The 13,849-nt window shown below is 72.7% G+C and carries 12 protein-coding genes, 1 tRNA gene and 2 pseudogenes; 5 read left to right on the top strand and 10 right to left on the bottom strand.

The features are described from left to right. Positions 1-25: 25 nt before the first annotated feature. Together ACFO4E_RS15590 and ACFO4E_RS15585 are read right to left on the bottom strand one after the other, a co-directional pair. Positions 26-196: a hypothetical protein gene (locus ACFO4E_RS15590; protein ID WP_378575304.1), complete on the bottom strand. Its 171-nt coding sequence runs from the start codon at positions 194-196 to the stop codon at positions 26-28. Positions 197-557: 361 nt separating this feature from the next. Next, entirely contained in the window at positions 558-2,306 is a 1,749-nt protein-coding gene (locus ACFO4E_RS15585) for a hypothetical protein (protein WP_378575301.1), read from the bottom strand. A 580-nt stretch (positions 2,307-2,886) separates the two neighbouring features. On the opposite strand from ACFO4E_RS15585, the gene ACFO4E_RS15580 reads away from it, so the two are divergent. The 3 genes and pseudogenes from ACFO4E_RS15580 (at position 2,887) to ACFO4E_RS15570 (ending at position 4,231) form a co-directional block, all read left to right on the top strand. Continuing rightward, positions 2,887-3,162 (top strand): hypothetical protein, encoded by a 276-nt coding sequence (locus ACFO4E_RS15580; protein WP_378575299.1) that lies wholly within the window; start codon positions 2,887-2,889, stop codon positions 3,160-3,162. After that, a pseudogene (locus ACFO4E_RS15575) lies at positions 3,159-3,791 on the top strand (DUF2637 domain-containing protein); the annotation flags it as partial. The gene ACFO4E_RS15580 and the pseudogene ACFO4E_RS15575, both read left to right, overlap by 4 nt. Positions 3,792-3,865: 74 nt before the next feature. After that, the gene (locus ACFO4E_RS15570; RefSeq protein ID WP_378575557.1) at positions 3,866-4,231 is read left to right on the top strand and encodes a hypothetical protein; all 366 of its coding nucleotides are present in this window, start codon (positions 3,866-3,868) and stop codon (positions 4,229-4,231) included. An 8-nt stretch (positions 4,232-4,239) separates the two neighbouring features. On the opposite strand, the pseudogene ACFO4E_RS15565 reads toward ACFO4E_RS15570, so the two are convergent. Beyond that, positions 4,240-4,829 (bottom strand): annotated as a pseudogene (locus ACFO4E_RS15565) (transposase); the annotation flags it as partial. 10 nt (positions 4,830-4,839) lie between these two features. On the opposite strand from ACFO4E_RS15565, the gene hemC reads away from it, so the two are divergent. Then, positions 4,840-5,748 carry a hydroxymethylbilane synthase gene (gene hemC / locus ACFO4E_RS15560; protein WP_378575297.1) on the top strand — a complete coding sequence of 303 codons (909 nt, stop codon included), beginning with the start codon at positions 4,840-4,842 and terminating at the stop codon, positions 5,746-5,748. Between the two features lie 101 nt (positions 5,749-5,849). Here hemC and ACFO4E_RS15555 read toward each other — a convergent pair. The 4 genes from ACFO4E_RS15555 to ACFO4E_RS15540 form a co-directional block, all read right to left on the bottom strand. Beyond that, a tRNA-Val gene (locus ACFO4E_RS15555) sits at positions 5,850-5,923 on the bottom strand. Positions 5,924-6,251: 328 nt separating this feature from the next. Continuing rightward, on the bottom strand, positions 6,252-6,725 hold the full coding sequence (locus ACFO4E_RS15550) for a peroxiredoxin (protein WP_378575295.1): 474 nt from the start codon (positions 6,723-6,725) through the stop codon (positions 6,252-6,254). A gap of 199 nt (positions 6,726-6,924) precedes the next feature. Beyond that, positions 6,925-7,356, bottom strand: coding sequence for a DUF3052 domain-containing protein (locus ACFO4E_RS15545; RefSeq protein ID WP_378575293.1), 432 nt, complete (start codon positions 7,354-7,356; stop codon positions 6,925-6,927). Between the two features lie 163 nt (positions 7,357-7,519). After that, positions 7,520-7,948 carry a YjbQ family protein gene (locus ACFO4E_RS15540; RefSeq protein WP_378575290.1) on the bottom strand — a complete coding sequence of 143 codons (429 nt, stop codon included), beginning with the start codon at positions 7,946-7,948 and terminating at the stop codon, positions 7,520-7,522. 249 nt (positions 7,949-8,197) lie between these two features. Here ACFO4E_RS15540 and ACFO4E_RS15535 point away from each other — a divergent pair, with 249 nt between their 5' ends. After that, on the top strand, positions 8,198-10,012 hold the full coding sequence (locus tag ACFO4E_RS15535; RefSeq protein ID WP_378575287.1) for an alkaline phosphatase D family protein: 1,815 nt from the start codon (positions 8,198-8,200) through the stop codon (positions 10,010-10,012). Between the two features lie 245 nt (positions 10,013-10,257). Here the strand turns inward: ACFO4E_RS15535 and ACFO4E_RS15530 are convergent, their stop codons facing one another. From ACFO4E_RS15530 to ACFO4E_RS15520, 3 genes are all read right to left on the bottom strand, one after another. Beyond that, complete coding sequence (locus tag ACFO4E_RS15530) at positions 10,258-11,079, bottom strand: putative hydro-lyase (RefSeq protein ID WP_378575285.1); 822 nt, start codon at positions 11,077-11,079, stop codon at positions 10,258-10,260. Between the two features lie 587 nt (positions 11,080-11,666). Next, the gene (locus ACFO4E_RS15525; RefSeq protein WP_378575282.1) at positions 11,667-12,521 is read right to left on the bottom strand and encodes a 5-oxoprolinase subunit C family protein; all 855 of its coding nucleotides are present in this window, start codon (positions 12,519-12,521) and stop codon (positions 11,667-11,669) included. A gap of 615 nt (positions 12,522-13,136) precedes the next feature. Further along, on the bottom strand, positions 13,137-13,745 hold the full coding sequence (locus ACFO4E_RS15520; protein WP_378575279.1) for a 5-oxoprolinase subunit B family protein: 609 nt from the start codon (positions 13,743-13,745) through the stop codon (positions 13,137-13,139). Positions 13,746-13,849: the final 104 nt, after the last annotated feature.

The following is a 13,849-nucleotide window of genomic DNA, read 5'->3' as shown; positions in this document are numbered from 1 at the left end:
GCCGGGGCAGTCAGGTGATGCCGGTTCAGAGGTGGGCCTTGATGAACTGGGACATGATCTGTTTCGCCGCGGCGCCGGTGATCCGGTCGCCGAAGGCCTGCTTGCTGCCCTTGGACTTGTGGGCGGCGAGCACGGCCTTCGAGACGGCCGGCCCGTAGTCGCCGTCCGAGCCGCCGACCGAGTGGCCGCCCTGCACCAGCACCTCCTAGAGGAACGTCACACGCTCCCCGGAATCTCCTTGCTTCAGTCCCACCATGTCGTCCTCCAGACTCCTGCCCCCGAAGCACCCGGGGCTTCGCTGAACGTTCCGTTGGTTTTGTTCGCGTCCAGCAACAACGTTTGTCGATGAGTTTGGGCAACACCCCTGCTCATCGCCGTAGTGTGTTGATGAGTTTCAGTAACACCGGGGGGCTTGCGGTGGGAGCATCGAGGTGCTGCTTACCGTGAAGCCCCGATGCCGCAGACCCAGACCCAGCTATATGTGGCAATCCGGCACGATGTCCACACCGGCGTTGGCATCCGGGTGCGAACTCGGCGGCGTGCGCCTGGCCGACGGTTCATTCCGCGGGGGTGGGCGGGCCGAACATCACCGTGGCCGTTTCCGCGGGGCGCGGGACCGAGGACGACTGGGCGAGGACGATCCCGGCCGGTACAACGGTCCGTTCGTGGGCGACATCGGAATCCCCCGCCTCCAGCTGGTCGGCGAGGGGTGCCGGGATGATGCCGCCGTCCCGGAAGTCGATCGCGACCGGCGCCCCGTCCACGTCGGCATAGAGGAAGCCGTCGCGCACCTGGTGCCGGCTCCCGCTGTGCTGGCCTATACGGTTCGGCAGCTCCCACGCTTCGGAGCCGTCGCCGATGTGGATCGCTGTGGTCTTGGTGATGAAGACCCCGCCGAACGGCGGGACCGTCCCGGAGGGGCCGTAGTCGCCGATCGAGCCCTCACTGCGCCACAGCTCTTCCCCGGCAGGGTTGAAGGCGACCAGCTCGGGGCCCGGGTGGCCGTGCGGATCGGATTGGGCGTCGTAGCAGTCGACCTCCACCACGGTGGCCGTTTCATCGGCGATGGCGTTGTACACCGCGTGCCCGTCCTCATCGGCGTCCCCGTGCGGGGCGGGCAGCGTGGCGTCATGGATGGGGCTCCCGTCGGCGGCGTCGTAGACGGCGATGGCCGGCCCCCTGGTCAGGACGAGCCGGCCGCCTCCGAGCACGGCCTTTTCGGTGGGCTCGGGGCCGCGATAAAACAGCGGTCTCCCCTCGGGTTCCTCCGGCGCCTCGGCGGCCAGGGGGGTCAGGTCGATGTCGGGGGCGGCCACGGTGCGGCCGTCGGAGGTGTCCAGGAGCCTCCAGGCGTCGTCGTAGACCGCGACGCGGTCGGGGGCGGCGGGGTCGAACTGGAGGTGCGTGACGCCGGGGGCGCACCAGAGCCGGTCTCCGGTCTCCACGTCGAGGGCCAGGAGGGCAATGCGCGGAAGATCGTTCGGGCCATATCCGTCTCTGAGGTGGACGAGCAGCGTATCGCCGACCGTGTGTACGAGGTCGCCACTGATTGTTCGCCTGCCGCCCTCCGATATCCAGCCGAATATCCCATGGGTCCCGTCGTCGTTGAGCTCCCACTTCGCCCGGGCGCTGTCGAGCGTCCACTTCACGTGGCCGTCGGCGGCGTCGTAGACGCCGAGGCCGTCCACGTCCACCATGGCCACCGACGTGGAGTTCCCGGTCGCCATCCCGCCCCAGAAGGGCGTCCACCAGGCAGCCGTTCCGAAGGCGGCGTTGCCGTCGAAGTCCTCGGCCGCGTCCAGCAGCGGCGAGTCCTCCCGCGTGGGATCGCGCTGATCCAGCGGACGCGCGTCGGGCCATGCGTCGCTGGCTCCCTGCTGTACCGTGGGCCGCGCGCACAGTACGGCCTCGGCGGCCGGGGACCAGTACCAGGGCGACAGGAGCCCGGCGGCGACCAGCGCCGCCGTGGTGGCCGCCGCCGTCCGGGCGGCGATCCTTCCCGCCCGCCCCGGGATCACGGTCGTCAGCGTGTCCCAGTGGTCCAGGCGGACGATGACGTCGACCGTGATGAGCACGCAGAAGACGAGCACGGCCGGTGGGGGCCAGGCGGCCCAGGCCGCCGCCGACGCGGCGCCGAACAGCACGATCTCCCCGGCCACCAGCACGATCCCCGGTGCGCGCACGAGGGGTGTGCCGTCGCGCCGGGGCACCTGGCACGCGATCAGGGCGAGCACGGCCGCCGCCGCGACCCCAGCGGCGAAGAGGGAGAACATGCCGAGCACCCCCACCACCGCCGCCAGACTCACGAGCAGCGCAGCGGCATGCAGAAGGACAGCGACGACATCCGCGAGCGTCCATGTCCGAAGAAGTGGTGGTTTGGGGGATTCCGGGGTCATCGTGGGAGCTTCCCACAGCGCGGCGGGCCGCCGTGCCCCTCGCCGCCCCGATGACCACAACGGGCCACCGGGACGTCTCCTTCCCGGTGAGCGAGTCGCCATCCTGGTGCGCGGAACCGAGGAGGAAGCCCATATCGGCTCTCAGGCTGCGCCCCTGTTGCTGAATCCCGTCGACATTTACGGCGTGATCTGGCCGCAGGCGTTACCTGAACACATCAACAAGCGTTCCGGTTACTGATCGACACAGTCATTCCGTGGCGCACCATCGCGTAGGCGGCATCACCGGGGCACGAGGTGCCGATGAAATCTCGGTGGCCCTTCACGGCCCCGAAGAGCCCGTAGTCCGCCATCAGCCACGCACGCAGAGCCCGAACGGCGTCGATCTGCTCGTCAGTGATCGAGTCCTGTCCTTCCCGCACCTGCGGGGGTGTGCCGCCGCCGCTGTGCGGCCAGGACGTCGGCCAGAGGTCCTCCCCGCACCTGCGGGGGTGTGTCCACGCACGCCTACCAGGTCACCGACACGCTGATGCTCTCCGTGGACGACCAGATGGAGTTGGCGGGCGCCGCCGGGACTCTCCAGGGCCTCCTGCGCATGCGCAGCCTGGACGTCCCCGACTACGTCAGGGAGGCCCTGCACGAGGCGCTGGACACGCTCGACGGCATCCGCGGCGTGTCGAGCGAGGCCGTGTGGCAGCGTTTCCTTGCCGAGGACGCCGAGCGCTGCGCGGCCAAGCAGCAGGGCCAGGCCGAGGGCGGTGCGCGATGAGCCTGATCCACCTGTCCCTTGCCGCCGTCGAGGCGCTCGGCTCGGCCATGGGCACCCTCGACCGGCTGGCCGCCATGACGCCCGAGCAGCTCACCGCCACCGACCCCGCCACCCTGTCGGCGTGGCTGGTCGAGACGCGCGGCCAGGTCGACGCCGTCCATGCCGAGATCGTGGGCACCGCCTCCTCGGCGGCGCCGGCGGGGGGCGAGCCGGAGTGTGCGGGCCGCGCACGACGCCCGGGTCCTGGGCGCCGGGGGCGGTGGCCGATGAGCCGCGGGCGTTTCAGCGTCGACGCGGTCCTGGCGATCGCCTCCAGCCTGACCATGGCGGCCGGACTGCTGGCCGTCTCCTACGGGCACGCCTACGAAGTGGCCGAGGCGGCGGGCGCGCGCGGCTGGGAGGCCGCCGTGTTGGCCGCCGTGCCGGACGGTCTGATCGTGATCTCCATCAGCGTGCTCGCGGTCGCCCGCCGCGCCGGACAGTCGTGGCAGGTGCGCGCCGGGCTCATCCTCGGCATCGCCATGACGACCGCGGCAAACCTCGCGCACGGGATCGCCTACGGGGTAACCGGCGTCGTCGTCGCCCTGTGCGTGCCGGTGGTCGCCGAGGTGGCCTACCAGCTCGCCATGTACGCCATCACGCACGGCCGCGGGGAGCCTGTCCGGCCCGGCGAACAAGTCGCCGAGGAGGTCGAGGGGGCGACGTGCCCGAACCCGCTCCGGCCGCGGCCGCCCCGCTGGTGCCGTTCGCCTGCCCGGAGTTCGTGCCGCTGGAGACCGCCCGCGCCTCGGCGCGCGAGGCCGCCGAGCGGGCCGTCACGGCGGCGGCCGTCCAGGCGGTGCGCCAGGCCGACGCACTCGGCGCACCCTTGTCCCTGCGACGCCTGGCCGCGATGTTCCCGACGGACGGCCGGCCCCGGTCGACGCACTGGGCCACGGGGATCAAGGAGCTGGCCACGGCGCGTTCGACGGACGCCGTGTCCGGGCGCCCGCGCGCACTGTCCGGGCTGTCCGGGCTGTCCGGGCTGTCCGGGCTGTCCGGGCTGTCCGTCATACCGAACACCTCCTAATGGAGTTGTCAAGCCGCAAGTGTGACCGGAGGTGAAGGTTGATAGCACTTTCCGTCACGGATCAGCGCCCACAACACATTGACCCGTCGCCGGGCCAACGCCAGCACCGCCTGGACGTGGCTCTTGCCCTCGACCCGCTTCCGTTCGTAGAAGGTACGGGAGGCCGGACAGCACTGGATGCCGATCAGCGCGGAGGTGTAGAACACCCGTTCAGTCCGCGGTGATAGCGGCGGGGCCGGTGCAGGTTGCCGCTGACGGAACCCGAGTCCCGGGGCACAGGGGCCACCCCGGCGAGACAGGCGAGCCGGTCGGCGCTGCCGAAGCGGGCCATGTCGCCGGCCGTGGCCGCCAGGAACTCCGCTCCCAGCAGCGGCCCGATCCCGGGCATGCTGGAGATCACCCCGGCGAGTTCGTGCTCGCGAAACCGGGCCCCGATCTCGGAGTCGAGGTCGCTGATCCGGGAGTTGAGGGCCATCACCTCCCCGGCCAGCTCGGCGATGACGCCGGCGGTGGCGCGCTGGCCGGGAACGCTGGTGCGCCGGCGCCCGGCGGCATCGGCGGCGGCTTCGGCGAGGGCCGCGGCGTTGCGGACCTTACGACTGGCCCGTTTGACCCATCAACAACGTAGGACCCTCCTCATCGGCTCCCGCGGCAGCCACCTCGCCAAAGCCATGGTCCGCGAATTCCTCGCCCCCCTGCGCGCCGCCCACCCCCACATCACCTTCAAGCAGCGCACCATCATGACCAGCGGCGACAAGGACCGGGTGAGCAGCCTCCAGGCCCTCGGCAAGTCCCTCACCTCCATCTTCGCCACCCAGGTCGAGGAAGCGCTGCTGCGGGACGAGGTCGACATCGCCGTCCACTCCCTCAAAGACCTCCCCACCACACCCACGCCCAGGACCTTCCTGGCCGTCACCCCCGCCCGAGAAGACCCGCGCGACGCCCTCACCGGAACCCCCTGGGAAGGGCTTCCCGCCGGCGCCCGGATCGCCACCAGCTCCGCCCGGCGCATCGCCCAGCTCGCCCACCTGCGCCCCGATGTCACGACGGTTCCCATCCGCGGCAACGTCCCGCCGCGCCTGCGCACGACCCGGGAGATGGGGCTGCACGGCTGCCTGCTCGCCTCCTCCGGCCTGCGCCGCCTCGGCATGGGCGGCGAGATCGGTACCGACATGGACCCCGACCTGTACCCGCCTCCCCCCGCCCAAGGTGTCCTGGGCGTCCAGATCCGCGAGGGCGACCGGCACCTGACGGAGGCGGAGCACCGCTCCCCGCTGGCGGGCACCCGCTATGCCCTCCGGCACACCTGCGTCTCCACCTGGCTCAACGCCCAGGTCTCCGAGACCCTGGTCGCCCGATGGGCCGGGCACAGCGTGGCCGTCCTCAAGAAGATCTACGCCAAATGCCTCGTCGGAGAGGAGGAACACGCCAAGAAGAAGATCGAGGAGGCTCTGAAGCGAGGCCGGGCGGCGCCGGCGGGCGGCCCGGATCCTTCAGCACGTATTCAGCACAGGTAACCGGCCCCATCCGGATCGAGCCGTACCCAGCCGGACAGGCATGCGAACGCCCCCTGGTCTGCCTGCGCAGGTCAGGGGGCGTTTTTCGTGTTCGGGGAGGGTGGGCGCGAGAGGACTCGAACCTCCGACCACCCGCTTGTAAGGCGGGGGCTCTGACCAACTGAGCTACACGCCCCGGGTGCCGTGGGTGCCGCGGTGGGCGGACGGCGGATGAAATAGTACCGGTTCCGGGCCGCGCTATGCGCGGGGGCTACGACCTACGCGGGGAACCTGCGACCTGCGATCTACGGCGGGAATGGTGTCGCCGTTCCGGCCGCGGGGCCGGCGGCGCCGGGGCCCTTCCGGTCGATGGGCGCGGGCGCACGGGCGCAAAGGCGCGAGCCGTTCTCGGCGGGCGGGACCGTCTGAAGCGCGTCCGCGTCCACCGTGCCGGGCCCGAAGCCGGAGGGCCACGGCCCGAAGCCGGAGAGCCGGTCCCCAGGGCGGTTGCTGAAGGTGATGGGTCAGGTCAAGGCAGCGAGGGCCTTGCGGTAGGTGTCGATGTCGCGGGGCTCGGAGATCGGGTTGATGATCTTCCAGCGGACGACGCCCTCCTTGTCGATCAGGAAGGTGCCCCGCACCGCCACGCCGCGGGTGTCGTCGAACACGCCGTACTCCAAGGCGACCGCCCCGTGCGGCCAGAAGTCCGACAGCAGCGGGAACTCCAGTCCCTCCCGGTCTGCCCAGACCCGGTGGGCGAACATGGAGTCGACCGAGACGCTGAGCAGCTGCACGTCGTCGTTCTGGAACTCCCCCAGGTTCTCGCGAAGCGCGGACAGCTCCCCCTCGCACACGCCCGAGAACGCCAGCGGGTAGAACACCAGCAGCACGTTCTTGCGCCCCGCGAAGTCCGAGAGCCGCACCGCCTGGCCGTGCTGATCGGCCAGCTCGAAGTCGGGCGCGGTGCGCCCGGTGTCGATGGACGCCGCCACCGTCATCCCCCCAGTCCCTTCCCCCACATCTGTCCCCACGCCATACCCCCACGCCCTCTTCGCCACGCCTAGGGGTTCTCGCCGGCTGCCGACCACCGGCACGCCAACGGTGCCGCCCGCCCCCCAAGGGCGGGCGGCACTCCTCAAGGTCCGCTGCGGGGCGGACCATCACGGGGCTGCTGTGCCCCGGCACCACAGGATCGAGTCAGCGCTGCATCTTGGGAACGACGAGCCGGGTGCCCGACCAGTCGGCGCCGGCGCTCACGGCACTGGTCTGAGACAGCCCGGAGGTGGTCGCCGCCTCCGCGACATCGCTCGGTGACACGTGGCCCTCGCGTCCGGCCTTCGGGGTCAGCACCAGGATGATGCCGCCGCCCTCGACCGCGCCCAGAACGTCGACGAGGACGTCGGTGAGGTCGTCCTCCTCGTCACTCCGCCACCACAACAGTGCGGCGTCCACGACGCCGTCGTAGCTCTCATCGACCAGCTCTTCACCGGTGCGCTCGGCGATCGACGCGCGAAGCTGCTCGTCCACGTCGTCGTCGAAACCGTATTCCTGCACCACCTGACCCGGTTTGAATCCGAGTCGATCGGCCAGGCCACGTTCGCTTTGTGCCTGGCCCGCGGTCGCGCTCACGAAAGTCCTCCTCCACACTTTTTCTGTTCTGCCGGCCGTGACACTGCGTCGGGGCTCGGCGGTTCGCGGTCCCGGTTACCGGGTCGATCCCGCTGTTGCTGGCTAAGTTCACACGCTGGGAGCCTGATCCGTCAACGCGTCACCCGCCTCGCGGTTCCTTCACCTACCATCCTGCTCCGTCAGACGGGCTCGTCAAGAACGAAAGCCGAACCTGACGGTCAGGATTGTCCACGTTGAGGTCCACGACGGCGATGGACTGCCATGTTCCCAGCTGCAGCCGGCCGTCGAGCACGGGAACGGTCGCGTAGGGCGGGATGAGCGCCGGCATCACGTGGGAGCGCCCGTGGCCCGGTGACCCGTGCCGGTGCCGCCACCGGTCGTCGGCCGGGAGCAGGTCCCGCAGGGCCGCGAGCAGGTCGTCGTCGGAACCCGCGCCGAGTTCGATGATCGCCACGCCCGCTGTCGCGTGCGGGACGAAGACGTGGAGGAGCCCGTCCCCGCCCGCTCCCGCGACGAAGTGCCGGGACGCTCCGGTGATATCGGTGATGCTCTCGGACCGGCCCGTGGGCAGGTCGAGAAGTTCTGTCCGCATGCGCCAACGATTACCCAGGTTGGCCGGTGCTTCAACCCTCCCGGCCCCTGGCGTTCGCCGCTGGTGGACACGGGCTGGATCCCGTCGGCCCTTCGCCCTCCCCGCGCCGCGCGTTCCCGCACCCGGCCGCCGCCCGCGATCGGGCCGGGTGACTCCGCGCCGCCTTCCCGCCATACTCGATGACGCCCCGGACCGGGCGGGCCGTCCCGCCCCGGCCGGGGACCGATGAGCGGAGGTGGAGGGACCGACATGGGCGCTGGTCTGCGGCTGGGTCCGATGCTGCGGCATGTCACGGACACGACGGCGACGATCTGGGTGGAGACCGACTCCCCCTGCCGGGTGACGGTCGCCACGAGCTGGCATACCGCGGGCGCCGACACCTTCACCGTGCACGGACACCACTACGCCGTGTGCGAACTGACGGGATTGCCGCCGGGCGCCATGCTGCCCTACGAGGTGCGTATCGACGACGCCGTGGCGTGGCCGGAGCCGGACTCCGCGTATCCGCCGAGCCTCGTGCGGACCGTGGACCACGACGCCCCCGCCCGCATCATGTTCGGCTCCTGCCACACCAGCACCGACCACTCGGCGCGGGCCGTGGCCCGTTACGGGGTCGACATGCTCCGCGCCTACGCACTGCGCCTGGCCGATCTGCGCTGCGGCGAGGGCGCGGCCGACGACAGTGAGCCGTCGCTGCTGCTCCTCATCGGCGACCAGATCTACGCCGACGAGATCCAGCCGCGCATGAAGGCGTTCCTGGCCGAGCACCGGCGGCGCCCCGGCGCGCCCAAGGCGACCGGGGCGACCGGAACGCCCGGCGCCACCGACGCGGAGGCGGACACCGGCACGGACGCGGCCCCGGACGCTGATGCGGACGGCGCCGATGGGCCGCCCGACGACGAGGTCGTGTTCTTCGACGAGTACGCGGAGCTGTACCGCCATGCCTGGTCCGACCCCGACCTGCGGTGGCTGCTGTCCACGGTGCCCACGCTGATGATGTTCGACGACCATGACATCCGCGACGACTGGAACACCTCCGGGGCCTGGCGGCGCGACATCGCGGCCCGGGCGTGGTGGCGGACCCGGATCACCTCCGGAATCGGCGCCTACTGGGTCTACCAGCACCTCGGGAATCTCTCGGGGGACCTGCGGGCCGCCGACCCGGTGTTCGCCGACGTGGCGATAGCCGACGGCGACGCGGCGCCGATCCTCGACGCGTTCGCCGCCCGCGCCGACGACGACCCCGCCCACTACCTCTGGAGCTACCGCTACGACATCGGGCGCAGCCGGATCCTCATGGTCGACACCCGATGCGGGCGCGACGTCGCCGACGACACCCGCCGCACCATCCTGGGCGCCGACGGCACCGCCTGGCTCGATCGGCAGGTCACCGGCGGCGTCGACCACCTCGTGGTGGCGAGCTCCCTGCCGTTCCTGCTGCCCAAGGCGGTGCACCACCTGGAGGCGTGGAACGAGGCCGTGTGCGCGGGCGCGTGGGGACGGTGGCTGCGCGGCCCAGGGGAGAAGCTGCGGCGGGAGGTCGACCTGGAGCACTGGGCCGCCTTCCAGACGTCGTTCCACGCGCTCGGCGACGCCGTGGCGGGGGTGGCGGCGGGTGAGCGGGGCGAGCCCCCCGCGAGCGTGCTGTTCCTCGGCGGCGACGTGCACTTCTCCTACCTGGCGCGGGCCCGCGTGCGCGCGGGGGAGGCCCGCGGCACGGGCACCGCGATCGTTCAGCTCGTCTGCTCGCCGACGTGCAACCGGATGCCCCCGGTGCTGCGCCGGATCACCCGGCTGGCCACGAGCGCGGCCACCGCGCTCGTGGGTGCGGTCCTGGCGCGCGCCGCCGGGGCCCGCCGCCCCGTTCTCGACTGGCGGCTCGACGGCGGCCCTTGGTACGACAACTCCCTGGCGGCGCTGACCCTGGACGGCCGCGCCGCCGAGGTGTCGTGGTCCCACTCCCCCGACCCTCGGCACACCGTGTCGGAGGAGGGCCCGGCTGGCCTGGCTCCGACGGCACGGCCCGTCGTCACACGGCCGGGCGGCCACCGCCTGACGGGCTGAGCGGATTCCGCATTCCGGTTGGTTTCGGCCGGGGCTGGCGGCCGGTTCGTGTCCGTTCAAGGGTGTCCGAAAGGCGGTCGGCGCCGCGCCCGTGATCCGTGCAACGGGGTCGCCTCCGGACCGTGTCCCGGCGCTGGAGGAGCGGGCACGGTGCGGTGGGGTCGACCGGGCCGCATCCCGGGCGCGGCGGGGGGTTCGGGCGGGGCTCCGGCGCGGTCCGCGGCCCCGCGCAGCGCCGGCAGCGGTCACGGCACCTGGTAGGCGGAGTCGCGGATATCGGTGATGGCCATGTGGCCCGGAGCGTGGGCGATCGCGAACTCGGGGCGGGAGGCCATGACCGCCGCTTGGGGGGTGACGCCGCAGGCCCAGAACACCGGGACCTCTCCCGGGCGCACCTCGACCGGGGAGCCGAAGTCGGGGCGGCCGAGGTCGGCGATCCCCAGCGCCGCCGGGTCGCCCACGTGCACCGGGGCGCCGTGCACGGCGGGGTAGCGCGAGGTGATGCGTACGGCGTCGGCCACCCGGTCGGCGGGGATGGGGCGCATGGACACCACGAGCGGCCCCGAAAGCCGCCCCGCGGGACGACAGGGGCGGTCGGTCCGGTACATCGGGACGTTGCCGCCGGTCTCGATGTGGCGGACCGGGACCCCGGCCTCCAGCAACGGGGTCTCGAAGGTGAAGCTGCACCCGATGAGGAACGCGACGAGGTCGTCGCGCCACGCGTCGCGCACGTCGGTCGTCTCCGCGGTCAGGACACCGTCGGTGTACACACGGTAGGCGGGGAGGTCGGTGCGCAGGTCGCCATCGAAGATCGACGCGCTCACCTCGCCCGGGTCGGTGACGTCCAGCACCGGGCAGGACTTCGGGTTGCGCTGGGCGAACAGCAGGAAGTCGAACGCGATGTCTCGCGGCAGCGCGATCAGGTTGGCCTGGGTGTATCCGGCGGCGTAGCCGGACGTCGGCACGGCCAGCCCGGACCGGAACAGCTCCCGTGCGCGCCCGGGTTCCAGCGCGGCGGCCAGAGCGGGCGCCGGAGTCTGCGGTGTCGATTTCGATGTCGGTGTCATACGATCCCTGCCTTTCGTTCGGGGGCCGGTGCCGACCGGCTGCGGGGCCGACGGGACCCGCGGCCCGCCGGTGCGGGCGTGGTGGTGGTCTCGGCGGTGGGGCTCAAAAGGTTCGCCTGCCCGACGCGCGGACGCGCCGGGCTGAAAGCGCCCGGAGGAAGGGCCACACGGAGGACGACACGGCTGCGCACGCGCCGGCGGGCCCTTTCCGGCTCCCGCCGGAACGCGGCATCGGTCCGGCTTCCCGTGCCGGACCGGCATCCCGCGCATGCCGCAGCGGAGCACCCGGCCCCGGACCGCCCCGGCCACAGGCATCCGCCCCGACAACGGACCCTGCCCGCCTGGAGGCCCCGGGGCAGGAGCACAGCGCGGACGACATCGACGGCGGGCCCTTCCGACTCCTGCCGGAACGCGCCATCGGCCCGCCCGCCCCGCGGACCGCCTCTCTCGCCCCGGATCGTCTCCCGCGCGTGCCGCGGCGGAGGAACCGGCGGTCCGGGCCGTGTCGGCCAGAGGGGTCCGCCCCGGTAACGGGTCCTGTCCGCCCCGAGGCACTCCGGCGTGGGGCAACGTGGGGCCTCTGGTCGTCAACGGTGGAACCACAGGCGGGTACCGGGGCGTGCCTGGGCGGCGCGGGCGACGTCGGCGGCGGTGACCACGGCGATCACCGGATAGCCGCCGGTGACCGGGTGGTCGGCGAGGAACAGGACGGGGTCGCCGTCCGCGGGAATCTGTACGGAGCCGGGGACCATGCCCTCGCTGGGCAGCTCGTCGTGCCGGGTCCGCGGAAGCGCGGGGCCCGATAGGCGGGCTCCGACGCGGTCGCTGCGGTCGGTCACCGTGTAGGGGCGGGTGAGCAGGGTCTCCACCGCCTCCGGGGTGAACCAGTCGTCACGGGGGCCCAGCACGACCCGCAGGCGGAGGTCGTCCCCGGGCGGAGCCGGGACGGGTGCCTGGTCCACGGCCGGAAATCCCTCAGGGGCCGCCCCGACCGGCAGCAGCGCCCCAGGAACCGGCCGGTCGGGCCCGAGCCCGGCGAGGGTGTCGGTGCTGCGCGAGCCGAGGACCGGCGGGACCTCGATGCCCCCGCGCACCGCGACGTAACTGCGCAGGCCGCGGGCGGGGGCGCCCAGCCGCAGCTCGGCCCCGTCGGCCAGGCGCAGGACGCAGTCGGTGGCACCGCCGCGCCCGCCCGCGTCGACGGGGCAGGTCGCCCCAGTGACGGCAAGGGTGAGCGCACCATGGGCGCGCACGCGCAGGCCGCCGTAGGTGACCTCCAGCGCGGCCGCACCGAGCGGGTTCGCGACCAGCCGGTTGGCCAGGGCGTAGGCCCCGATGTCGGCGGCGCCCGAACGCCCTACGCCGAGCGCGGCGTGGCCGTACCTTCCGGCGTCCTGCACCGTGGTGAACGGTCCGGTCTCCAGCACTTCAAGGGCTGCCATCGTGGCGCCCGTCTCCCTCCTGCCGGGCGCGGCCGGCCGGGCCGCGCCTGTCCTACGTGCGTACTGGGTGTACCTGGGTGCGGCCGTCCGCAGCGTCCGTCCGGGCCAGCGCACCGCGGTCTCCGGGCTCTCCGCGCGGCGGGACCGCCGGCGGTCGGGATCCGGCCGCCCGCGGCGCGCTCCGTGTACCGGTGCTCCCACCGGACGGCGGACGGCCACCCCTCTGCCGAACGGCCACCCCTTTTTGCCGGACGGCCGCCGCTGGAAGGCAGATGCGATCGCCACCGCTGTGAGGACGATCCTCCCCCACCGCACAGCGCTGGCCCCGCGGCGGCGCGCCCGGCGTCGGCTCCGCTCCAGGCCACGACCATCCCGGGTATGTGCGGGGATCCGGTGGGCGCGGTCGGCGGGTGACCCTGTCCGGTCGCCTGTGGCGCTCCACCGCCGGCCACCGGAGAACTACAGCCGCCACCTTTGCGTTGTAGATTTTTGTAGAGATCCCCTCGCTCCCGTGGAATGCGGTGCCGAGCCCGTTGCAGGCGGCCGGGCACACGTCGCGGGACGGTATCCCGGCGCCCGGAGGGCCCGCGCTCTCCGCATCCCATGGCACGGGGGTCAGACCTCGCGGAACCTGACACGGACGCCCGGGCGGAGGATGCCCGGAGGATCGCGGTCAAGGTCCCAGATCGGGGCGTCCGTGCGGCCCAGCAGCTGCCACCCGCCCGGGGAACTGCGCGGGTAGATCCCGGTGAACTCGCCGGCCAGCGCCACCGCGCCGGCGGGGACCCGGGTGCGGGCCTCCTTGCGGCGCGGTACGCGCAGCCGCGGGTCGTCGCCCACCAGGTAGCCGAAGCCGGGCGCGAACCCGCAGAAGGCGACGGTCCACACGGCCCCGGTGTGGGCGGCCACGACGTCGCGCTCCGTCAGCCCGGTGGCCGCCGCGATGTCGGCGAGGTCGGCGCCGTCATAGGTGACATCGAGGGTGATCTCGCCCTGGTCGGTGCGGCGGCCGGGGCTGGGGCGCAGGCGGCTCACCGCCGCCGCGATCGCCGTGGTGTCGCCGCGGCCGGGTTCGACGCGCAGCAGGACCGTGCGGGCGGCGGGGACGATGTCGGTGACCCCGGGCAGCGGCATGCCCGCCAGGGTGGCCTGCAAGGCCAGCGCCGCGTCGAGGTCGGCGACCTCGACGAGCACTCCGCTGTCGGCACACGTCAGCACACGCATGGGCATCCCTTCTCGACGACGGCCGACCGCGCCGGGCGCAACGGTCCGACGCCGCCGCTGCCGGCCGCTTCCCACGGGCGGACGGTCGGCATAGCGGCCCGCGC

This window comes from Nocardiopsis mangrovi, from assembly GCF_042653925.1.
GTDB lineage: Bacteria > Actinomycetota > Actinomycetes > Streptosporangiales > Streptosporangiaceae > Nocardiopsis_B > Nocardiopsis_B mangrovi.
Note: the sequence above shows the minus strand (reverse complement) of the source record. Positions and strands in the feature narration are given on the sequence as shown.